Origin of the sequence: Cellulosimicrobium marinum (assembly GCF_020551945.1) — a bacterium.
Lineage (GTDB): Bacteria > Actinomycetota > Actinomycetes > Actinomycetales > Cellulomonadaceae > Cellulosimicrobium > Cellulosimicrobium marinum.
On sequence record NZ_JAJBZH010000006.1, the window covers coordinates 14,148 to 35,710 of the forward strand.

Annotated in this window: 15 protein-coding genes; 9 read left to right on the forward strand and 6 right to left on the reverse strand. The window is 74.7% G+C overall.

Annotated elements, in window-relative coordinates; translation table 11 throughout:
* Positions 1-8 precede the first annotated feature (8 nt).
* The 4 genes from LGQ04_RS13965 to LGQ04_RS13980 all read right to left on the reverse strand — a co-directional run bounded on the left by LGQ04_RS13965 (position 9) and on the right by LGQ04_RS13980 (position 4,433).
* Positions 9-878 carry an ATP-binding cassette domain-containing protein gene (locus LGQ04_RS13965; protein ID WP_229244723.1) on the reverse strand — a complete coding sequence of 290 codons (870 nt, stop codon included), beginning with the start codon at positions 876-878 and terminating at the stop codon, positions 9-11.
* A gap of 5 nt (positions 879-883) precedes the next feature.
* The gene (locus tag LGQ04_RS13970) at positions 884-1,966 is read right to left on the reverse strand and encodes a putative F420-0 ABC transporter permease subunit (protein WP_372470077.1); all 1,083 of its coding nucleotides are present in this window, start codon (positions 1,964-1,966) and stop codon (positions 884-886) included.
* Positions 1,963-3,018, reverse strand: a complete 1,056-nt coding sequence (locus LGQ04_RS13975; RefSeq protein WP_229244555.1) for a putative F420-0 ABC transporter substrate-binding protein — start codon at positions 3,016-3,018, stop codon at positions 1,963-1,965. Before LGQ04_RS13975 ends, LGQ04_RS13970 begins: the two co-directional genes overlap by 4 nt.
* 170 nt (positions 3,019-3,188) lie before the next feature.
* A complete protein-coding gene (locus LGQ04_RS13980; RefSeq protein ID WP_229244556.1) occupies positions 3,189-4,433 on the reverse strand; it encodes a glycosyltransferase family 61 protein in 1,245 nt (414 codons plus the stop codon).
* A gap of 216 nt (positions 4,434-4,649) precedes the next feature.
* Here LGQ04_RS13980 and LGQ04_RS13985 point away from each other — a divergent pair, with 216 nt between their 5' ends.
* The 5 genes from LGQ04_RS13985 (at position 4,650) to LGQ04_RS14005 (ending at position 11,141) form a co-directional block, all read left to right on the forward strand.
* A complete protein-coding gene (locus LGQ04_RS13985; protein WP_229244557.1) occupies positions 4,650-7,016 on the forward strand; it encodes a glycosyltransferase family 29 protein in 2,367 nt (788 codons plus the stop codon).
* Positions 7,013-8,098, forward strand: a complete 1,086-nt coding sequence (locus tag LGQ04_RS13990; RefSeq protein ID WP_229244558.1) for a polysaccharide pyruvyl transferase family protein — start codon at positions 7,013-7,015, stop codon at positions 8,096-8,098. Before LGQ04_RS13985 ends, LGQ04_RS13990 begins: the two co-directional genes overlap by 4 nt.
* Before the next feature lie 43 nt (positions 8,099-8,141).
* Positions 8,142-8,990: an SDR family oxidoreductase gene (locus LGQ04_RS13995; RefSeq protein ID WP_229244559.1), complete on the forward strand. Its 849-nt coding sequence runs from the start codon at positions 8,142-8,144 to the stop codon at positions 8,988-8,990.
* Positions 8,991-9,063: 73 nt separating this feature from the next.
* The gene (locus LGQ04_RS14000; protein WP_229244560.1) at positions 9,064-10,647 is read left to right on the forward strand and encodes a molybdopterin-dependent oxidoreductase; all 1,584 of its coding nucleotides are present in this window, start codon (positions 9,064-9,066) and stop codon (positions 10,645-10,647) included.
* Positions 10,648-10,937: 290 nt separating this feature from the next.
* The gene (locus LGQ04_RS14005) at positions 10,938-11,141 is read left to right on the forward strand and encodes a hypothetical protein (RefSeq protein WP_229244561.1); all 204 of its coding nucleotides are present in this window, start codon (positions 10,938-10,940) and stop codon (positions 11,139-11,141) included.
* Here the strand turns inward: LGQ04_RS14005 and LGQ04_RS14010 are convergent.
* A complete protein-coding gene (locus LGQ04_RS14010; RefSeq protein WP_229244562.1) occupies positions 11,128-11,634 on the reverse strand; it encodes a hypothetical protein in 507 nt (168 codons plus the stop codon). The two genes, LGQ04_RS14005 and LGQ04_RS14010, sit on opposite strands and share 14 nt — an antisense overlap.
* Positions 11,631-14,528 carry a hypothetical protein gene (locus LGQ04_RS14015; protein WP_229244563.1) on the reverse strand — a complete coding sequence of 966 codons (2,898 nt, stop codon included), beginning with the start codon at positions 14,526-14,528 and terminating at the stop codon, positions 11,631-11,633. Before LGQ04_RS14015 ends, LGQ04_RS14010 begins: the two co-directional genes overlap by 4 nt.
* Positions 14,529-14,862: 334 nt before the next feature.
* Here LGQ04_RS14015 and ileS point away from each other — a divergent pair, with 334 nt between their 5' ends.
* The 4 genes from ileS to dhaL all read left to right on the forward strand — a co-directional run bounded on the left by ileS (position 14,863) and on the right by dhaL (position 21,559).
* Positions 14,863-18,336 (forward strand): isoleucine--tRNA ligase, encoded by a 3,474-nt coding sequence (gene ileS, locus LGQ04_RS14020; RefSeq protein WP_229244725.1) that lies wholly within the window; start codon positions 14,863-14,865, stop codon positions 18,334-18,336.
* Positions 18,333-19,733, forward strand: a complete 1,401-nt coding sequence (locus tag LGQ04_RS14025) for a bifunctional folylpolyglutamate synthase/dihydrofolate synthase (RefSeq protein WP_229244564.1) — start codon at positions 18,333-18,335, stop codon at positions 19,731-19,733. The genes ileS and LGQ04_RS14025 overlap by 4 nt, the downstream gene beginning before the upstream one ends.
* Positions 19,734-19,845: 112 nt before the next feature.
* On the forward strand, positions 19,846-20,841 hold the full coding sequence (gene dhaK, locus LGQ04_RS14030) for a dihydroxyacetone kinase subunit DhaK (protein ID WP_229244726.1): 996 nt from the start codon (positions 19,846-19,848) through the stop codon (positions 20,839-20,841).
* Between the two features lie 82 nt (positions 20,842-20,923).
* Positions 20,924-21,559 (forward strand): dihydroxyacetone kinase subunit DhaL, encoded by a 636-nt coding sequence (gene dhaL / locus LGQ04_RS14035; RefSeq protein ID WP_229244565.1) that lies wholly within the window; start codon positions 20,924-20,926, stop codon positions 21,557-21,559.
* Positions 21,560-21,563 lie beyond the last annotated feature (4 nt).

Here is a 21,563-nt window from a genome sequence, read left to right on the forward strand (position 1 = left end):
GGACCTCGTCAGCCCGGTGGCGGGTCCGGCGGGGAGAACGTGAGGACCGGCCGCCCGGTGCGCGGGTGGGTGAGCACGTCGGTGCGCACGCCGTAGACCGGGTCCAGCACGTGCGGCACGAGGACGTCGCGCACGTCGCCCGCCGCGACGACCCGACCCTGGGAGAGCAGCACGACGTGGTCGCACGTCTGCGCGGCGAGCGTGAGGTCGTGCAGCGCGGCGAGCACGGTCACGCCGTCGTCGGCAAGACGGCGCAGGACGCGCATCGCGTCGAGCTGGGCGGCGATGTCGAGGTGGTTCGTCGGCTCGTCGAGCAGGATCAGCGCCGGTTCCTGCGCGAGGGCGCGCGCCATGTGCACGCGCTGGCGCTCGCCGCCGGACAGCGTCGCGACCTCGCGGTCGGCGAACGCCTCCATCCCGACCGTGCGCAGCGCGGCGCGCGCGACGTCGCGGTCGCGCGCGGAGTCCCCGGCGAGGAGCGAGCGGTGCGGGATGCGGCCCAGCAGGACGGCGTCGAGCACCGTCAGCGGCAGGTCCGTCGTCGCGTCCTGCTCCACGAGCGCGAGGACCCTCGCCCGACGGCGCCGTGGCAGCCCCAGCAGCTCGTCGCCGCCGAACCGCACGGTCGCGGGCTCCCGCGTCACGTCGTGCGGCACGGTCGGCGCCTGGACGCCGGCGAGGACGCGCAGCAGCGTCGACTTCCCGGAGCCGTTCGGCCCGAGCAGGCCGCTCACGGCGCCGGGTGGTGCAGTGGCGTCGACGCCGTCGAGGATCAGGCGCCCGTCGACGGCCCACGAGACCCGCGTGGCGTCGAGGCCCGCGTCATGGCCCGCGTCCGACGACGTGCGACCGGGCGCCGTCGGGCCGGTGGTGCGCAGGTCCGTCACGCGGTCCTCCTCCCGCGCCACAGCAGCAGCGCGAACACGGGCGCCCCGACGGCGGCGGTGACGATCCCCACGGGCAGCTCGCGCGGCGCGAACACCGTGCGGGCGAGCGTGTCGGCCCAGACGAGGAACGACGCGCCGAACAGCGCGGACAGCGGCAGGAGCAGGCGGTGGCGCGCGCCCGTGAGCAGGCGCACGGCGTGCGGGAGGATCAGCCCGACGAAGCCGATGGAGCCCGACTGCGACACGAGCGCGCCGGTGAGGAGCGCGACGCCGACGAGCAGGAGCCACCGCACGCGGGACACGTCCACGCCGAGCGCGGAGGCCGCCGTGTCGCCGAACGTGAACGCGTCGAGCACGGACCCGGTCGACGCGAGCACCGTCCCGAGGACGAGCGTCGCGATCCCGGCGACCGCGACCGACGTCCACGTCGCGCCCGCGACCGACCCCATGAGCCACGAGAGGATCTCGCGGTACGAGTCGCCGGTCGCCGACCAGAAGATGACGAAGCTCGTCGCCGCGGCGGCGAGCTGGCTCACGGCGAGCCCGGCGAGCACCGTGCGGCTCGGCGTGATGGTGCCGACGGCACCGGCGAGCGCGAGCGCCGCGACGAGCGCGAGCACCGCGCCGCCGAACGCCGCGACGGGCAGCAGCACGGTCCAGCCGACGACCAGCACGAGCACCGCCCCGAGCGACGCCCCGGACGACAGACCGAGCAGGTAGGGGTCGGCGAGCGGGTTGCGCGTGAGCGACTGCATCACCACCCCGCACACGGCGAGACCCGCGCCGACCGCGGCGGCGGTGAGGATGCGCGGCAGGCGCAGCTGCCACACCATCCCGTCCTGCAGCGCGCCGAGCGGTTCCACGCCGAGCACGCCACCGAGCCCGAGGTGCGAGGCGATCGACCGCCACACGTCGCCGACCGACAGCTCCGCCGGCCCGATCGTCACCGCGACGAGCACGCTGACGACGAGCGCGACCACCGCGACGGGCAGCCACCACGCGGCGCCGCGGCGCACGCCCGGTCGCCCGCCCGCGGACGGTGCGGGGGCGACGTCGGGCAGGCTGCGCAGGGCGGTCACAGGTCGAGCGCCTCCAGCTGGGCCGCGAGGTCGACGACGGCGTCGACGTTGCGCACGCCCGCCTCCGTCGCCGGGAACGGGATGCGCAGGTAGCGGCCCTCGCGCACCGCGGTCATCTCGGCGGTCGCGGCGTTCGACTCCAGGCGCTCGATCTTCGACTCGGCGGTGTTCCACGCGGCGTCGACGAGCACGAGCACGTCCGGGTCGGCCGCGACGGCCTCCTCCCACGCGAACGACGTCCAGGTGTCCTCGACGTCGCCCGCGACGTTCTCCAGGCCGACGGCGTCCATGATCATCTGCGGCGCCCCGATGCCGGCGCCGACGTACGGGATGTCGTCGCCCGAGGAGTACCAGAGCGCGGTGAGCCCGCGGTCGTCCGCCTCGACGCCGTCGAGCGTCGCGCGCTGGTCGGCCACGAGGTCGGCGGCGGCCTCCTGCACGTCGAAGATCTTGCCGACCTCGGTGATCTCGGCGAACACGTCGTCGAACGTCAGCGGGTTCGGCATGTACTCCGGTGCCTTGCACGCGGCCGGGGAGACGTACGTCGCGACGCCGAGCTGCGCGAGTGTCCCGCGGTCGCCCGCGCCCTCGGCCGTGAGGTTCGACTCCCAGCCCGCGTAGACGAGGTCGGGCTCCAGCGCGAGCACCGCCTCCGCGCCGGGCACCTGGTCCGCGATCGGCTCGGCCACGGCGGGCACCTCGGCCGCGGCGTCCGCGAGCGACTCCGGCACCGGGCCGTCGAGGAACGCGCTCGCCACGATCCGGTCGCCCAGCCCGAGCGCGAGGAGCATCTCGGTGGTGCTCGACTTGATCGTCACCACGCGCTCGGGGGCCGCGTCGAACGTCACCTCGACCCCGCAGTCGTCGAGCGTCAGGGGATAGGTGGTGGCGGTCGCGGCCCCCTCGGTGGTGCCCGACGGCGCGGGCTCGCCGCCCGCCGTCGGGCCACCGCCCGTGGAGGTGCCGGACGAGCACGCGGCGAGCAGCAGCACGAGCGGCGCCGTGGCGGCGACGGCGAGGGTCGGGACACGTCGAGGACGACGGACGGGCACGCGGGGCCTCCCAGGGTCGGGGCGAGCGCAGCCGACGACGCGTGCACACCGGGGCGTGCGACGGCGTCGCTGCGAGGACGGCGCGTCATCTCGCGCCCGTGGACCCCGCGACCCAGAGTCGAGGTCGCCCCGTCGGCCGAGAGGAGTGCGGCCCGTGGTCCGGGACCAGCCTAGCCGCTCGTCCCGAAGCGGTCGGTGAGCTTCGCCCGGGTCGCCGGGCGCAGCGGTGCCCCGACGACGGAGGTGCTGAGGCTCGCGACGAGGTCGGCGACCGTCCACGACGGGAAGCGCCAGAGGTCGCGGGCCGGCGTGCCCGCGACGACCTGCGTCCAGTGCCGGACGTAGTCGAGGAGGTGCTCGTCCGGCGGTGCGGCCGGGGCGACGGCGCCGAACTGCTCGGCGACGAAGCGCGACCACCCGGGAGTCGACGTGAAGTAGCGCACGCCTGCCGTGTGCGACGACGGGAGGAAGGACAGGGAGGCGTCCACGACGCTGCACCGCGCGCCGCGCAACGCGTTCATGGACCACTGCACGGGCAGCGGCTCGTGCGGGTCGCGCAGGACCACGGACAGCCGCACACCGTCCGGGCAGAACAGGACCTGGTGGGACAGCGTGCCGAGGGTGCAGGCGACCTCCCGCGCACCCGCCATGAGCGCGATCTGCTCGCCCAGGGGCAGGGTCTCCGGGGCGACGACCTCGTACCCCTGTGCGGCGAAGAAGTCCTCCAGCATCTCCTCGTTGACGTCGCGCACGCACGCCTTCGGCGTGAGGTGGCGGCGTGTCAGGTACACCTTGTCGACCCCCGCCGGAGGGACGCTCGCCCGGAGGGCGTCGTACGTGGAGCGGGAGTGGCCGAGGTGCATCTCGCCCGAGAGGTACAGCGCCTGGTCGGGCACGACCACCGCGTCGAAGCGGGTCGGCTCCTCGACGAACAGCAGGTCCTCGCGGCGCAGGCCGAGCCGGTGGAAGAGCTCGACGTTCGGGTGGTCGTGCCCGAGGCCGTTGTTGACGAAGGCCACCCTGAGGCCGAGCCCACGGTTCTCGACCCAGAACCACAGGCGGGTCAGGTTCTCCGTGAGGAAGTGGCCGAAGTGGCGCGCGTCGCGCCCGCCGCCCCAGATCACCACCTCGGGCCGGTGGACCACGTCCGCGGGCACCGGGTACGCGCCCACGACGTTGTTGCGCGAGGTGGCGTGCCGGTACCCGGTGCGGTGCCCGGCGACGAACTCGCCGTGCGCGTCGACGACGCCGCCCTCCCACCGGTGCCGTCCGTCGGTCGACGGCCGCAGCGGGAGGACGGTCGCGCCCTCGACCGTGCGGACCCGCAACGGTCCCGGCAGGGTCCGGTCGGTCGTGACGACGTCCTGCCAGTGCTCGTGGTGCTCGACGTACAGCGAGGTGGAGCGTGCCGGCATCCGTGTCCTCCGAGTCGTGACGGTACCTGCGGGCCCGTGGGCGGCCGCGGTGTCCGGTCATCGTGGCAGACGTCGGTGGCCGTCCCGTGGCGTCGGGACGACGGTCGTCACATCGCCACGCAGTGGCCGTGCCGCGTTCACCGGGGGTTCGCCGCGGCGTCGGATCCGCCCGCCTACCATCCGGGGTCCCAGTGCTCCGTGACGGATTCCGGTGAGATGACCACGAACCTCAAGAACACCCGGCTCGTGCGGGCCGCCGCGTGGCGGCTGCGCGTGCTCGACAAGAAGCTGTTCGGCCACGGCGCGCGCACCGGGGACGAGCGGGCGCGCGGCGGCAGGTCGGGCGCCGGCGACGACCTCGCGCTGTCCCGGGCGGAGTGGCGCGACCAGGGCGCGACGCCCGGTCTCGTCGCGCGGGCCAGGTCGCTCAGCCAGAACTCCGTGGCGTGGACCGTGATGCCGTCGCGGCTGTGGCTCGTCCACGCCGGGGCGCTGCTCGAGGCCGGTGACCGCGAGACGGCGGAGCGGGTCGTCCGCACGCTGCTCGCGAGGAAGGCCGACGGCGCGGACCTCCTCGCCACCTGCCTCCCCGTCGCGCGGTTCGCGCGCGAGCTGGGGGTGCCGTCGCGTGCCGTGGCACGGGCCGCCGAGGTCGCCGACGTCCTCGACGCGAACCTCGACCGGGACCTGTTCGGGCAGGTCGTCGCGGGCCGCACCGTCGCGGTCGTCGGCAACGGCCCGGGGCCGCTCGGTGCCGGGCGTGGCGAGGAGATCGACGCGCACGACGTCGTGGTGCGGTTCAACAACCACCCGGCCGGGTACGAGGCGGACTACGGCTCCCGCACCGACGTGTGGGTGCGCGGCGCGCACCGCGACGTGCGGGACCGCGCCGAGATCGAGGACCTCTCCCTCGTGCTGTGGGAGATGGACCTGTTCCGCAACGTCCTGGAGGTGCCGTCCCACGGCGACGCCCTGTACCGCGACGCCCAGCTCTTCCCCGAGAAGCTCGCACACGTCGACACGGCGACGAAGCTCGCCCTGCGCCGGGAGTCGGGCCTGCTCCTCCCGACGAGCGGAGCCCAGCTCCTGTGGATGCTGCATCGGGCCCACGGCTCCCTGCGCGACGTCGACGTGTACGGCTTCTCCACCCTCGACGGCAACGAGGAGACGGGGCACTACTTCGACGCTCTGGGAGACATGGGTGCCCGGCACGACGTCGCGGCCGAGGGGGCGTTCCTGCGCACCCTGCGCCCGGGCGGGGCCGTCGAGGACGCCCCCGCGGCGTCGGGTCCCGCCGACGGGCAGGCGGCCGGCGAGGTGATCGTCGTCGGCTGCGCGTACCGCCGGTACGACCCGGCGACGGGCAAGACGGGCGGGCCCGCCGGTGTGCTCGCGACGCAGCGGCTCGCGCTCGGTGACCGGTATCGGGGGCAGCGGCTCGAGTACCTGTTCGACGACGGCGAGAAGGACGCCCTGCGCGAGCGTGTCGCACCGATGGTGGCGGGGCTCAGCGGGAAGGTCGCCGACATCGTCCTCGGCGGCGAGCACGTCGCGTCCGACGCCCGCCTCCTCGCCGCCCGGGCCGAGGGCCGCACCCTGCTGCTCGTGTGCCACGACCTCGGCGCCGCCTACGGCGCCTACCTCCTCGGCGTCCCGTACGTCCTCGTCTACCACCAGCAGGGCAGCACGCTGCAGGAGATGCGCTCCCTCGGTCGCACCCCCACCGCGCACGAGGAGCACGTCGCGGGCCGGCTCGAGCGCCTCGTCCTGGAGAACGCACGGTCCGTGTACTTCCCCAGCCTGGGTGCGCGCGACGCGTACCGGACGACGTCGCGCATCGACGAGGCCGCGGACGTCCGGTTCGCCGACGAGGCGCTGTACAACACCGTGTCCGCCGCCGACCACGCACCGGACGCCGCGGACCGCACGGCGCTGCGCGAGGAGGTCGCGCGCGAGCTGCGGCTCCCCGGCGACGACACCGAGGTGTTCGTCAGCGTCGGCGACTTCAACCACGACAAGGGTCTCGACCGCGTCCCCGCCCTGCTCGACCGCTACGTCGCGCTGACGGGCCGCAAGGTCGTGTGGGTCGCGGTGGGTGCCGCGGGCGACGGGCGACGGCTGGAGACCCTGCGCGCCCGCCAGAAGGGTCGCCGGTACGAGACCCGTCTCGTGGGCACCCGCATGACCCACGACCGGCTCCTCGCGCTCCTCGACCTCGCCGACTGTTACGTCATGCTCCACCGCACCGCGATCTTCGACCTCGCCACCCTCGAGGCCATGCGGGCCGGCAAGCCCCTCGTGCTCTCCCCGGTGGGGGGCAACGTCGAGGTCGACCTCGACGGCAACGTGCTCTTCGTCACCGACGACACCCTCGACGACGCGTGCCGCGTCCTCGAGACGCGCGACCGGGCCGACTGGGGCGGACGCAACCGCCGCGTGTTCGAGGAGCACTTCTCCCTCGACCGGTTCGCCGCGCGCTACCGCGCGATGCTCGACGAGCACCTCGACGAGCTGGTCCCCCCCGTCCGCGCGCTGGAGGCGACGGACCGCGAGGCCGCCGCGGTCGCCGGGAGCGCGGCATGAAGCGCGCGCTGTGGATCACGTGCGGCCCGCGCGGCAACGCCGGGGACGCCCTGCTGTACGAGGTGACGAAGCAGCTCTTCGACGGACTGGTCGACCTCGACTTCCGGCACGTCAGCGACCCCGTCTACCTGCGCCGCGGCGACCGGCCCACGGACAACGTCGTCATCGGGCCCGGCGGCCTGTTCGTCCAGACCAACTCCTCGCGCCACCTCCACGCGAAGCTCGCCAAGCAGTGGGACCGCTTCGAGCCCAAGAAGTTCTTCCTGTGGTCCACCGGGGTCCTCGAGCAGCCCACGGAGACCGAGCTCGCCGCGGTGCGGCGCGTGACGTCCCGCGCGCCGCGCATCGTGGTGCGCGCGACCAAGGAGGCCGAGCTGCTGCGCCGCATCGGACCCGTGACGAGCCCCGAGTGGGCGCCGTGCGCGTCCCTGTTCACCGACCGGCTCCTCGACGTCCCCCGCACCACCCGGGACGTCGTCGTGGTCAACCTCGACGCGTTCCTCTTCACGGAGGAGAACGTCGCGGACCACCCCCTGCGCCGGTTCGTTGCCTACGCGAACGCCCTCGGTCTGGACGTGCGGTCCATGGTCAACGCCTCCGGCGACTCCAACCGGTACTCGCTCGGCCTGTTCCCCCTCGTCGAGATCGACGAGGCACCCTTCAAGGCCGCGCTCGACCCGGGCCTCCCGCAGAAGGAGTTCCACCGGACCTTCAACGAGGCGCTCGCGGCTCACCCGTCCTACGGGGCCCGCTACACCGACTGCCGGTTCGCCTTCGGCAAGCGCCTGCACGGGTGGCTCCCCTTCCTCGCGTTCGACCGGCCGGCGGCGTTCGTCGGGATGGCGGCGCGGCGCGGCATGCCGGCGGACTACTTCGGCGACGACACCTTCCTGTGCGCGGTGCCGCGACGGAACCCGATGAGCCGTGCCCAGCTCGACGCGATGGCGGACGGCATGATCGCGAAGCTCCAGGACTTCGTCGACCGGGAGGACGCGCTCTCCGCACGGGTCGCGGAGCGCCGCGAGGAGCTGTGGGTCGACCTGCGCCACCGCGCGGAGTCGTTCGCGGACGCGCTCGCCTGAGCATCGAACCTCGGGAACGTCCCGGTCGTGGCACAGTGCTCGGATGAGCACGCACGACGACGCCACCGCCCCCTCCGGCACACCGAGCACGCCCGGCGCGCCCGACCCCGCCGCACCCCTGCGCGCGGTGGTGACCGGCGCGTCGTCGGGCATCGGCGAGGCGTGCGTGCGGCACCTGCGGGCGCGGGGCTGGGACGTCGTGGCCTTCGCGCGGCGCGCGGACCGGCTGGCCGACGTGGCCGGACGCACGGGCGCGCACCCGGTGGTGGGGGACGTGACGTCGGACGACGACGTCGCCCGGCTCGTCGCCGAGGCCGGTGCACGCGGGCCGGTGCACGCGCTGCTCAACGTCGCGGGCTTCGGGCTGGGCGTCGACCACGTCGACGCGGCGAAGGTCGACGAGTGGCGCGCGATGTACGAGACGAACGTGCTGGGCACGGTGCGGGTCACGAAGGCGTTCCTGCCGCTGCTGCGCGCGTCGCGCCGCGGCGACATCGTGCTCATGACGTCGACCGCGGGGCACGACACGTACGTCGGCGGGTCGGGGTACGTCGCGTCGAAGCACGCGCTGCTCGGCGTCGCGAAGACGCTGCGCCTCGAGCTGGTCGGCGAGCCGATCCGCGTCATCGAGATCGCCCCCGGCCTCGTGCACACGCCCGAGTTCTCCCTCAACCGGTACCACGGCGACCAGTCCGGGGCCGACGCCGTGTACGAGGGGGTCGAGGACCCGCTCACCGCCGACGACGTCGCCGACGTGGTGACGTTCGCCGTGACGCGCCCGCACCACGTGAACATCGACTCGCTGATCCTGCGCCCGGTCGCCCAGGCGTCCACGTACAGCCTGTGGCGCGCGCCGCTCGTGCCCAAGGGGCTCGACGACACCGCCCCGTGACCGCGCACCCCGTCAGCCGACCGTCAGGGGCGGAGGCTGGCGCAGCCCGGCGCCCGGGGAGCAGGGTGGAGGCATGAGCAGCCCGTCGCGTCACCCCGGTCTCCTCGCGGCGCTCGCCGGCGTCGTCGCCGCGGCGGTGGGTTTCGCGGTCGCCGAGCTCGTGGCGGCGGTCGTCGCTCCTGGGTCGAGCCCGCTGTTCGCCGCGGGGGCCGGGGTGGTCGACGTCGTGCCCGCGCCGCTCAAGGACTGGGCGATCGCGACGTTCGGCAGCGCGGACAAGGTGGTGCTGCTCGCGACGATGGGCGTCGTGCTCGCCGCCGGCGCCGCGCTCGCGGGGTGGCTCGAGCTGCGCCGCCCGCCGACGGGCGCGGTCCTGCTCGCCGCGGTCGGTGTCGTCGCCGCGGTCGTGGCCGCCACGCGGCCCGGCGGGAGCGTCGCCTGGGCCCTGCCCAGCCTCGTCGGCGTCGGCGTCGCGGTCCTCCTCCTGCGCGCCGCGCTGTCGACGCTGCGCCCGCCGGCGCTCGCGGGACCGCCCGCGCACGACGGGGAGGCGGCCGGGCCCGACGGCGCGCGCGGCCTCGACCGGCGCCGGTTCCTCCTCGTCACGGGCCTCGCCGCCGCGGCAGGCGTGGTCGCGCTCGCGACGTCGCGCGCCGTCTCGGCGGGCAGCCGCGCCGTGACCGCGGCGCGCGACGCGCTGCGGCTGCCGCGCGCCGCCACCGCCGCGCCCGCCGTGCCCGCGGGCGCCGACCTCGGGGTGCCGGGCGTCGCCCCGTACGTCACGCCGAACGACGGGTTCTACCGCATCGACACCGCGCTGCGCGTCCCGCAGGTCGACCCGGACTCCTGGACGCTGCGGGTCACCGGCCTGGTCGACGAGCCCTTCGAGATCACGTTCGACGAGCTGCTCGACCTCCCGCTCGTCGAGCACCACGTGACGCTCACGTGCGTGTCGAACTCCGTCGGCGGCGACCTGGTCGGCAACGCCCTGTGGCTCGGCTACCCGGTGCGCGAGCTCCTCGCCCGGGCGGGCGTGCAGGACGGCGCCGACATGGTGCTGTCGACGAGCGCCGACGGGTGGACCGCGAGCACCCCCCTCGACGTGCTCACCGATCCCGAGCGCGCGTGCCTCCTCGCGGTCGGGATGAACGGCGAGCCCCTGCCCGAGCGGCACGGGTTCCCCGCCCGCCTCGTCGTCCCGGGCCTGTACGGCTACGTGTCCGCGACGAAGTGGGTCACCGAGATCAAGGTGACGACGTTCGCCGACGACGTCGCCTACTGGTCCACGCGCGGCTGGTCCGAGCGCGGCCCGATCAAGCTCGCGTCGCGTGTCGACACCCCGCGCGCCGGCACGAGCGTGGACGTGGGCGAGGTGACCGTCGCGGGGGTCGCGTGGGCGCAGCACACCGGCGTCGAGGCGGTCGAGGTGCGGGTCGACGACGGCCCCTGGCAGACCGCGACCCTCGCCGACACCGTGGGACCCGACACCTGGCGGCAGTGGTCCTGGGAGTGGGACGCCGCGGCGTCGGGGCCGGGGGAGCACCGCCTCACCGTGCGGGCCACCGACGCCGACGGGCAGGTCCAGACCTCCGAGGTCGCGGCGCCCGCGCCCGACGGCGCGAGCGGGTGGCACGGGGTGGACGTGCGCGTCGGCTGATGGCAGCATGACGCCGTGACCTCCGCGCGCCCGACGAGCAGCATGCTCGTCCTCGCGCGCCCGCAGGTCCCCTCCGCGTCGTCCTGTTGTTGACGGCTCGCGGCGCCACGCGCAGCCGACCAGGTGTCCGCGAGCAGGCATCCGCCCCTCCCTACCCGGTATCCCGACTCCCGTCGGGTCCGCGCGCAGGGGCGTGACGGTCGCCGGTCTTCCCGCGAGGGTCCTCGATGACTCCCGCACCCGAGGCCGGTCTGCACCCCTGACGCCCGTCACCGGAGGACCGAGAACCCATGTACCTGCCCGGCACCACCGCCCCGCCCCGTCGCACGACGACGCCCCGACCCGTCCCGACGGCCACGCCCACCGCCCCGCCGCTCACCCTCGAGTGGCTCGTGGCCCGCGACATCGACGCGTACAGCGCCCGTCGGCGCGGCCGCACCGCGGGCCGCTCCGGAGCGGCCGCGGCGTCGCCGGGACGGGTCAGGCCTGTGTGACGCCGTAGCTCGCGCCGACGCCCAGCTCGCCCGACGAGGTGAGCGCCACGACCTCCGTGATCGCGGCCTTCAGGGAGCCGGACAGCGACAGGCGCTGGCTGAGGTCGACCGACCGGAGGGACAGGGTGACGCCGCCGACGACGACCGTGGGCCGCAGGCGCGCGAGGACGGTGTCGACCAGGGTCGTGAGGTAGTCCTGGATCTTGCCCAGCAGGGCCTGGTGGACGTCCCGCGCGCGCTTGCCGGCGCCGTCCATGCACTCCTGGGCCGTGCGCACGGCGGTGTCGCGCAGCTCCTGCGCCCGCTCCAGGCCGTGCACGAAGGCCGTGCGCAGCGCCCGCTCGACGGCCTCCCAGGCGTCCGCCACCCGACCGAGGAAGCCGCCGTCGGCCGGCGCGGCCAGCCCGGGGTAGTCACCCGTGCTCCCGAACCGGCGGGCGTGGGCGAGCGAGGCCTCGAACCCCTGGCGGTCCAGCACTCCGACGGCGATCATGCGGTCTCCTCGGGGATCGGGCGGGCGTCGACGCCCGCGGTGGTGCGGTGGAACAACCGTGCGAGGATCCCGGGGTCGACGCCGGGGGTCTCCTCGAGCGGACCGTCGCGGCCGCTCGCGAGAAGGGCGGCGAGCACCGGACCGAGCCCGGTGGTGTCGTCGTCGGCGAGAGCGCCGAGACCGTCGGCCGTGACCGCGGCGACCTCGTCCGCGGTCCACCCGAGCCTGCCCAGCAGCGCGTGTCCCGCCCGTGCGACCAGCGCGGCCTCGTCGGGCTCCGCGACCTGCCGGGCCAGGGCGCGGACCCTGTCCCGCCACGCGCCCAGCGCCGGGAGCGACGACACGCTCGCGTCGATCGTGTCGAGCCACGCGAGGGCACGACGCGCGAGCGTCGGTGCGTCGTTGACCCGCAGGTCGAGCAGCGTGAGAGGGGACGGCACGAGCCGTGTCCGGACGGCGTCGACGACGGAGGCCGCCGGGGCGATGCCCGAGGCGAGACCGCCCGACATCACCTTGACGAAGCCTCCGTACCGCAGCGCGAGGTACTGGCCGCCCGTCAGGCCGTTCTCGCGCGACCCGGCACGGTCCGCGAACCGGTGCACCTCCATGCGGGCCCGGCGCCTCGTGTCCATCTCCGCGCGCAGCCGGGACTGCTCGTCGGCGTCGAGCGGGACGCCGTAGAGCGAGTAGCCGCCGGTGTCGCCGGGCGCCTCGTCGTGGTCGTCGCTCCCGAGGTCGCTCGTGACGCGCAGCTGGAGCAGCAGGGAGGCGCTCGTGCTCTCCGGGTCCGACCAGAGCCAGAACATCGCGTCGAACCGCCCGATCGGGACGAGCTGCATGCGGTGGGCGCGCGCGAGGGCGATCTCGGACAGGACCTCCAGGTCATGTGCCGGGACGCGTTCTGCGACGACGTCGAAGAGTCTCGTCAGCGCGGCACGTGATCCGGGTTCCAGGTCGGCCACCTCCGGGCTGCGGTCCGCGCGGGGCACGCCCGCGGCGCGGGCGAGGAGCGCGCAGTCGTCCGTCGACGGCGGCTGGGCGGGCCCGCCGGTCATGACGTCCCGCGGGGTCCGCGCCCGGTACGGGTCGAGCGCGTCGAGCGCGGGTCCGTCCGAGGCGGCCGCGCGCACGACCCACGTCGACATCAGCGCGAGCGAGCGCTCCGTGAACTCCTCGGGTGCGAGGGCCAGGTCGGGGACGGCGTGCCGCGTCGTCGACCGCGTGGCTCCGAGGAGGCACTGGTAGGCGTCCACACCGCCGAGCGGCCGGTGCGCGCGCCAGGCGGACAGCACGCCGCGCACGGCGAGGTACCCCGCGAGGTAGCGGCCGGGCGGTCGCCCCAGGTAGGCCCGCAGCCGGAACGGCCCCAGCTCGGCCAGGGCGTCGGCGTAGCCCGACTCGGCCTCCGCATGGCGTGCCGCCCACCACTCGCGCACCGGCGGGTCGGTCGCCGGGTCGTGATGGTGGTCCACGAGGTGGGCGAGCGGTCCGCCGAAGCTCGTCGTCCGTTCGTCGTCGGTCGTCGGGTCCGCCGCGAGCTCGCCGAACATCGCGAGCCCCTCCAGCCACGGCGTCCAGACCGCCCGCAGGACCTGGGCCTTGCGGACGAGCTCGAGCTGGCGCTCGACGAGGGGCAGCAGCACGCCGACGGGCTCCAGGGCGGCCAGGCGTCCGAGGGCGTCGGGCTCGGGGGACGCGCTGCCGAGGCCGCGGGTGTGGTGGGCGACCTCGTCGGCCGTCGCGGCGGTCCGCAGCGCGACGAACGAGGTCCCGAGCCAGCCGAACGTCGAGTCGATGTGGATCAGCTCGTGCCCGAGCACGAGGAGCATCTCGCGCCGCTCCGCCTCGCGCCGGAAGCCGGTCGAGAACGGGACTGCGTGACGGAAGGCGTGGTGGTCGACCGACCAGTCGTCGATGTCCGCCGTCGCGACCGCGTGTTCGGGCGGCGGGACGAGCGCGAGCCGTCGCTCGTCGAACACGGTGCTGACGCCGCGCAGGGCGTGAACACGCTCGCCGAGCTCCGCGACGCCGCACTCCCACACCGGCTCGGAGAACGCGCGCAGGGGCGCGAACGCCTCGGCCCGGTCCGGGTCGTGGTCGAAGGCGAGCGCGAACGTGCCGGAGAGGTCGCGCACCGCCGGTACCCGGTCGAGGACGGCGAGCAGCTCCTGCGCCGCGGCGAGGTGCGGGGTCGGTGCCTCCGGCCGGTAGCGGCACGCCGACTCGACGGCGTCCCACAGCGCGAGGTCGTCGCGTCGTGGCCCGGGCAGGCGGGACAGCCCGCCCGCCCGGTACGCGAGGGCCAGGCGCGCCAGGTCCTCGTCGTGACCGTTCGCCACGTCGAACAGGGTCGCGGCCGCGTCCACGGTGGGCGCGCCGTCGGCCACGAGGCTCGCGAGCATGATGGCGTCGAGCGCGCACGCGACGGCGGCCTCGCGGTCGGCCGCGACGAGGCCCCGGGCGAGGTGCCCGAGCGCCCCGGCCGCACGCACCTCGACGCCCGGCGTGCGGCGCGCCAGGAGAGCGACGTCGGCGCTCGCCCGGACCCAGCGGTCGAGCAGCTCGCGCGCGCCGGCGTCGCCCGCGGGTGCGCGGCCCCGGTCGTAGAGCGGCGCGAGGCACAGCCCGTCCGCACCGCCCTCGGACCAGGTCTCCAGGTGCACGGCGACGAGGGCGGCGACCACGTCGGTCGTGAAGTCCGTGCCCGTCCGGGCCGTGACGCCCGCGAGGTCCGCGTACCCGAGGCCGGGCTCGGCGGCGGCGAGCCGTTCGAGGTCGGGCAGCGCGCCCGCGACGTCGAACAGGGGTGCGACGCGGCGCAGGGACTCGACGCAGTCCGCGACGTAGCTGCCGACGGGGTCCTGGTCGTCGACGTCGAGGCGCGCGTAGCCCATGACAGGAGTGACCTGCGGCCCGACGGGGGGTGACGGGCGGACCGGGTGAAGTCGCGGGGAGCGGGTAGGATCGGGCCCATCGGCTTCGACCCGGCCATCACCGGTGAGCCTCCGGAAGAACCGGGCCCGCGCGCGGGCCCGCAGTAGACCCGGACGGGCAGGGCCCGTCACAGCCCCCGACGAGCGGTCGGCGACCCTCGACGTGAACCCGCGCCCCGGCGTCGGGCACGGGACGGACGCCGGCAAGCGAGGTGGTACCGCGGCGCACCCACGGGGCGTCGTCCTCGCGGCAGGGAACGACACGCGTACCACCACCCCGACGGAGCCGAAGATCATGGCCTACCCGCTGCACCGCTCGCCCGACCCCGCGCACCCCGGGGCGTCGTCCGGCGTCCCCGCGTCGCCGGACCTTCCCTCCCTGGAGCGCGAGATCCTCGCGTACTGGGAGGAGGACGACACGTTCCGGGCGTCGGTGGAGCGCAACCCGGCGGGCGAGAACGGCGCGAACGAGTTCGTCTTCTACGACGGCCCGCCGTTCGCGAACGGCCTGCCGCACTACGGCCACCTCCTCACCGGGTACGCCAAGGACGTCGTGCCCCGCTACCGGACGATGCGCGGCGAGCACGTCGAGCGCCGCTTCGGCTGGGACACGCACGGCCTGCCCGCGGAGCTCGAGGCGATGGACCAGCTGGGGATCAAGACCAAGGAAGAGATCCTCGAGCTCGGCATCGAGCGCTTCAACGACGCGTGCCGCGCCTCGGTGCTGAAGTACACGGGCGAGTGGCGCGAGTACGTGACTCGCCAGGCGCGCTGGGTGGACTTCGAGGACGACTACAAGACGCTCGACCCGACGTTCATGGAGTCGGTCCTGTGGGCGTTCAAGCAGCTCCACGACAAGGGCCTCGTGTACGAGGGCTTCCGCGTGCTGCCGTACTGCTGGAACGACCAGACCCCGCTGTCGAACCACGAGCTGCGCATGGACGACGACGTCTACCAGGTGCGCCAGGACCCGGCCGTGACGGTCGGCCTGCGCCTGGAGACCGGTGAGCTCGCGCTCGTGTGGACGACGACGCCGTGGACCCTGCCGTCGAACCTCGTCGTCATGGTCGGTCCCGACGTCGACTACGTCGTCGTCGAGTCGTCCGCGACGGGCGTGAAGGAGCGCTACGTGCTCGCCGAGGCGCGCCTGCAGGCGTACGCCCGCGAGCTCACGGACCCGGGTGCCGACGGCGCGGACGGCGACCTCGAGAGCCAGGTCGTCGAGCGGCTCAAGGGCTCCGACCTGCTCGGCCGCTCGTACACGCCGCCGTTCTCCTACTACGCGGGGCACACCAACGCGCACCGCGTCGTCGAGGCCGACTTCGTCACGACGACGGACGGCACCGGCCTCGTGCACGGAGCCGGCGCGTTCGGCGAGGACGACAAGGTCGTCTCGGACCGCGAGGGCATCGAGCCGGTGCTGCCCGTGGGCGCGGACGGGAAGTTCACCTTCCCCGTCGTCGACTACGAGTCCCTGCAGGTGTTCGACGCGAACGCCCTGATCATCGACCACCTCAAGGGCCGCACGCGCCGCGACGCGGCGGTGGCCCTGCACGGCCGGGACGGTGCGGAGGTCCCGGACCTCGCCGTCGGCGCGGTCACCGAGGGCACGGTGCTGCTGCGCCGCGAGTCCTACGCGCACTCCTACCCGCACTGCTGGCGGTGCCGGCAGCCGCTCATCTACATGGGCGTGTCGTCGTGGTTCGTCGCGGTCTCGCAGTTCAAGGACCGCATGGTCGAGCTGAACGAGCAGATCGCGTGGACGCCGGAGCACATCCAGCACGGCCAGTTCGGCAAGTGGCTGGAGAACGCCCGCGACTGGTCGATCACGCGCAACCGGTTCTGGGGCAGCCCCGTGCCGGTGTGGAAGTCCGACGACCCGCAGCACCCGCGCGTCGACGTGTACGGCTCGTTCGAGGAGATCGAGCGCGACTTCGGCCGCCTGCCGCGCGACGAGCACGGCAACCCGGACCTGCACCGCCCGTTCGTCGACCGCCTCACCCGTCCCAACCCCGACGACCCGACGGGCCGGTCCACCATGCGCCGCGTCGAGGACGTCCTCGACGTGTGGTTCGACTCCGGCTCGATGCCCTACGCCCAGGTCCACCACCCCTTCGAGAACGCGGAGTGGTTCGAGCACCACAACCCGGGCGACTTCATCGTCGAGTACATCGGCCAGACGCGCGGCTGGTTCTACACGCTGCACGTCCTCGCGACCGCGCTGTTCGACCGCCCGGCGTTCCGGTCCGCCGTCTCGCACGGCATCGTGCTCGGCTCGGACGGGCGCAAGATGAGCAAGTCGCTGCGCAACTACCCGGACGTCAACGAGGTTTTCGACCGCGACGGCTCCGACGCGATGCGCTGGTTCCTCATGAGCTCGCCCATCCTGCGCGGCGGCAACCTCGTCGTCACCGAGGACGGGATCCGCGACGCCGTGCGCCAGGTGCTCCTGCCCCTGTGGAGCACGTACTACTTCTTCACCCTGTACGCGAACAGCTCGAAGGCGCAGGCCCGCGAGGTCGCCGGGGGCGGCGTCCCCGGTGGTGTGCCCGACGGCGCGGGCTACGTCGCGCAGCGCGTGGCACCCGAGCGCGTGCCCGGCCTGCCGGCGCTCGACCGCTACCTGCTCGCGCGCACGCACGACCTCGTCGTGCGGGTGACGCAGCAGCTCGACGCGTACGACATCGCGGGCGCGTGCGAGTCGGTGCGCGAGCACCTCGACGTGCTGACGAACTGGTACGTGCGCACGCAGCGCGACCGGTTCTGGGCGGAGGACGCCGACGCGTTCGACACGCTGTACACCGCGCTGGAGACGCTCACGCGCGTCATGGCGCCGCTCGCGCCGCTCCTCACGGAGGAGGTCTGGCGCGGACTGACCGGCGGTCGCTCGGTGCACCTGGAGGACTGGCCCGCCACGACCCAGGAGGTCGGCGAGCGGTTCGAGGGCGAGGGCGGCGCGTACGCCGTGACCGTCCGCACCGTTCCCGAGGCAGGCCTCGTCGCCGACGACGCGCTCGTCGTCGCCATGGACGAGGTGCGTGCCGTGGCGTCGTCGGCGCTCGGCCTGCGCAAGGCCCACCAGCTGCGCGTGCGCCTGCCCCTCGCGCGCCTCACGGTCGTCGTCGACGACCCGGACGCGCTCGCGCCGTACACCGACCTGCTCGCGCGCGAGCTCAACGTCAAGGCCGTCGAGCTCGGGTCCACCGACTCGGACGCCGCCGAGCGGTTCGGCGTCACCCAGCGCCTCGCGGTCAACGCGCGCGCCGCCGGCCCGCGCCTGGGCCGGGGCGTGCAGGCCGTCATCCAGGCGTCGAAGGCCGGGGCGTGGCGCGTCGAGGACGGCGGCGAGGTCGTCGTGACGACCGCCGACGGTGACGTCGCGCTGCTGCCCGCCGAGTACGAGCTCACGACGGTCGTCGCGGCCCGCGAGGCGGGCGACGGCGTCGACGGCGGGCCGACGGTCGCCGCCGCCGTGCTGCCCGGCGGCGGGTTCGTCGTGCTCGACCTCGTGCTCGACGACGCGCTCCTCGCCGAGGGCTACGCGCGCGACGTGATCCGTGACGTGCAGGACGCGCGCAAGGCCGCCGGGCTCGACGTCGCCGACCGGATCCGGCTCGCGCTCGACGTCCCGGGGGAGTGGGTCGCGGCCGTCACCGAGCACCGCGCGCTCGTCGCGCGCGAGACCCTCGCGGTGGACGTCGTCGTCGAGACGTCACCGACCGACCAGCGCGCGGTGCGCGTCGAGAAGGCGGAGGTGGCGGGAGCATGAGCGAGCGCAAGCGCCCGGCGGGCGCCGTCGCGCGCGAGGCGGCCGAGGACGCCGCCGCGCAGGAGTCGCTGCGCGAGGTGTACGGCCACATCATGGCGCGGGCACCCGAGCACGACATCGACCCGACGCTCGACCGCGTGCGCCGCGTGCTCGAGCTGCTCGGCGACCCGCAGCACGCGTTCCGCGCGATCCACCTCACCGGGACGAACGGCAAGAGCTCGACGGCCCGCATGGTCGAGCGGCTCGTGCGCGAGCACGGCCTGCGCACCGGGCTGTTCACGAGCCCGCACCTGACGAGCGTCACCGAGCGCATCCAGGTCGACGGCGAGCCGATCAGCGCGCGCCGCTTCGTCGAGGTGTGGGAGGACGTCGCGCCGTACGTCGGCGTCGCGGACCGCGAGTCGCAGGAGGCCGGGGGACCGCGCCTCAGCTTCTTCGAGGTGCTCACCGTCATGGCGGTCGCCGCGTTCGCGGACGCGCCGGTCGACGTCGCCGTGGTCGAGGTCGGCCTCGGCGGCACGTGGGACTCGACGAACGTCGTCGACGGCGAGGTCGCGGTGATCACGCCCGTCGCGCACGACCACGAGCGCTGGCTCGGCTCCACCCTCGAGGACATCGCCGCGAACAAGGCGGGGATTGTCAAGGAGGGCGCGACCGCCGTCGTCGCCGAGCAGGAGCCCGAGGTGCTCGAGGTCGTGCTCGACCGCGCGCGCCAGGTCGGGGCCCGCGTGCTGCGCGAGGGCGTCGACCTCGAGGTCGCGGCACGGCACGTCGCGGTCGGCGGGCAGCTCGTCGACCTGCGCACGCCCGCCGCGCTCTACACCGAGGTCTTCGTCCCCCTGCACGGCGCGCACCAGGCGCACAACGCGCTGCTCGCGCTCGCGGCGGCCGAGACGATGCTCGGAGGCCGGTCGCTCGACGGCGCCCTCGTCGAGACGGCGTTCGCGGACGTGACCTCGCCGGGCCGGCTCGAGGTCGTCCGGTCCAGCCCGACCGTGCTCGTCGACGCCGCGCACAACGCCGCCGGGGCCGAGGCGCTCGTCGCCGCCCTCGACGAGGCGTTCGACCTGCGCCACCTCGTGGGCGTCGTCGCGATCATGGGGGACAAGGACGCCGAGGCGCTGCTCGCGGCCCTGGAGCCCGTGCTCGCGGAGGTCGTCGTCACGCGGAACAGCTCGGACCGCTCCGCCGACGTCGCCGAGCTCGCCGAGCTCGCCGCGGAGGTGTTCGGCGAGGACCGCGTGCGCAGCGCGGAGCAGCTCGACGAGGCGATCCAGGTCGCCGTCGACCTCGCCGAGGCCGCCGACCCCGTCGGCGTGGGCACCGGCACCGGTGTCCTCGTCACCGGGTCCGTCGTCACCGTCGCGGACGCGCGCCTCCTCCTCGGCCGCGGCTGACCTCCGGGAGCGCCGGCCGCCGTCCGGGTGTTTGATGGTCCCGGTGGCGCCGGTCCCGCGACGACGGGGAACGACCCCCGACCCACGGCCCACCGAGGACGGAGGGATGACGGTGAAGAAGCTGCTCAACGACCCGCAGGACGCGGTGACGGAGTCCCTCGAGGGGTTCGGCCTCGCGCACGGCGACCTCGTCGAGGTCCACCTCGACCCGCCGTTCGTCTCGCGCGCCGGCGGGAAGGTCTCGGGCAAGGTCGGGATCGTCTCGGGCGGCGGCTCGGGTCACGAACCCCTGCACGCCGGCTTCGTCGGCTCCGGCATGCTCGACGCCGCGGTCCCCGGCGCGGTCTTCACCTCGCCGACGCCGGACCAGGTGCTGCCCGCGATCCTCGCCGCGGACGCCGGGGCGGGCGTGCTCGCGATCGTGAAGAACTACACCGGCGACGTGCTCAACTTCGAGACGGCGGTCGAGCTGGCCGACGCCGAGGACGTCGACGTCGCGACGGTCGTGGTGAACGACGACGTCGCCGTCGAGGACTCGCTCTACACGGCGGGACGCCGCGGCGTCGCGGGCACCGTCGCGGTGGAGAAGATCGCCGGGGCGGCGGCGGAGCGCGGGGACGACCTCGCCGCCGTCGCCGACGTGGCCCGGCGCGTCGTCGCGAACGTGCGCTCGATGGGCGTCGCGCTCACGGCGTGCACGGTGCCGCACGTCGGCAAGCCGAGCTTCGACCTCGGGGACGACGAGGTGGAGATCGGCATCGGGATCCACGGGGAGCCGGGGCGCCGCCGCATCCCCCACGCGTCGGCCGACGAGATCACCGCGTTGCTCCTCGACCCGGTCGCGGACGACCTCGCGCTCGCGGACGGCGAGGACGTGTTGCTGTTCGTTAACGGAATGGGGGGCACCCCGTCGTCGGAGCTGTACGTCGTCTATCGTCGGGCCAGGAGGCTGCTCGAGGAGCGGGGCGTGCGGGTCACGCGGTCGCTCGTGGGCAACTACGTCACGTCGCTGGAGATGCAGGGGGCCTCGGTGACGGTGCTGCGCCTGGACGACGAGCTGACCGCGCTGTGGGACGCCCCGGTCCGGACGACGGCGCTGCACTGGTGACGCGCCGGGGCCGCGGGCCCCGGTCGCTCGTGCGGTCTCCGGACCGGCGGTCCGCCGGTCCACCGGCAAGGAGAGGTGGGGCATGACGCTGGACGTGGCCTGGGCCGACCGTTGGGCTCGGCTGAGCGCCGAGCGCATCGCGGGCGCGAAGGACGAGCTGACCGAGCTGGACCGTCAGATCGGTGACGGCGACCACGGGGAGAACCTCGACCGAGGGTTCCGCGCGGTGGTGGCGAAGCTGGACGGCACGCCGCCGCCCGGTCAGATCGGCGACGTGCTCAAGCTCGTGGCGACCACGCTCATGTCGTCGGTCGGCGGGGCGTCCGGCCCGCTCTACGGCACCGCCTACCTGCGCGCGGCCAAGGTGACCGGCCTGCCCGAGCTGGACGCCCACGGCGTCGTGGCGCTCCTCGAGGGCGCGCTGGAGGGCATCACCGCGCGGGGCAAGGCCGCGACGGGGGAGAAGACGATGGTCGACGCGTGGCAGCCCGCGGTGGACGCGGCCGAGGCGGCCGCCGAGAGCGGCGCGGCGCCCGTCGACGTGCTCGACGCCGCGGCGCGGGCCGCGCGGGAGGGCGCGGCGTCGACCGTCCCGCTCGTCGCGACGAAGGGCCGGGCGAGCTACCTGGGCGAGCGCAGCGCGGGCCACCAGGACCCGGGTGCGACGTCCACCGCGCTGCTGCTGGAGGCGGCGCGCGACGCCGCCGGGTCGCGGTGAGGCG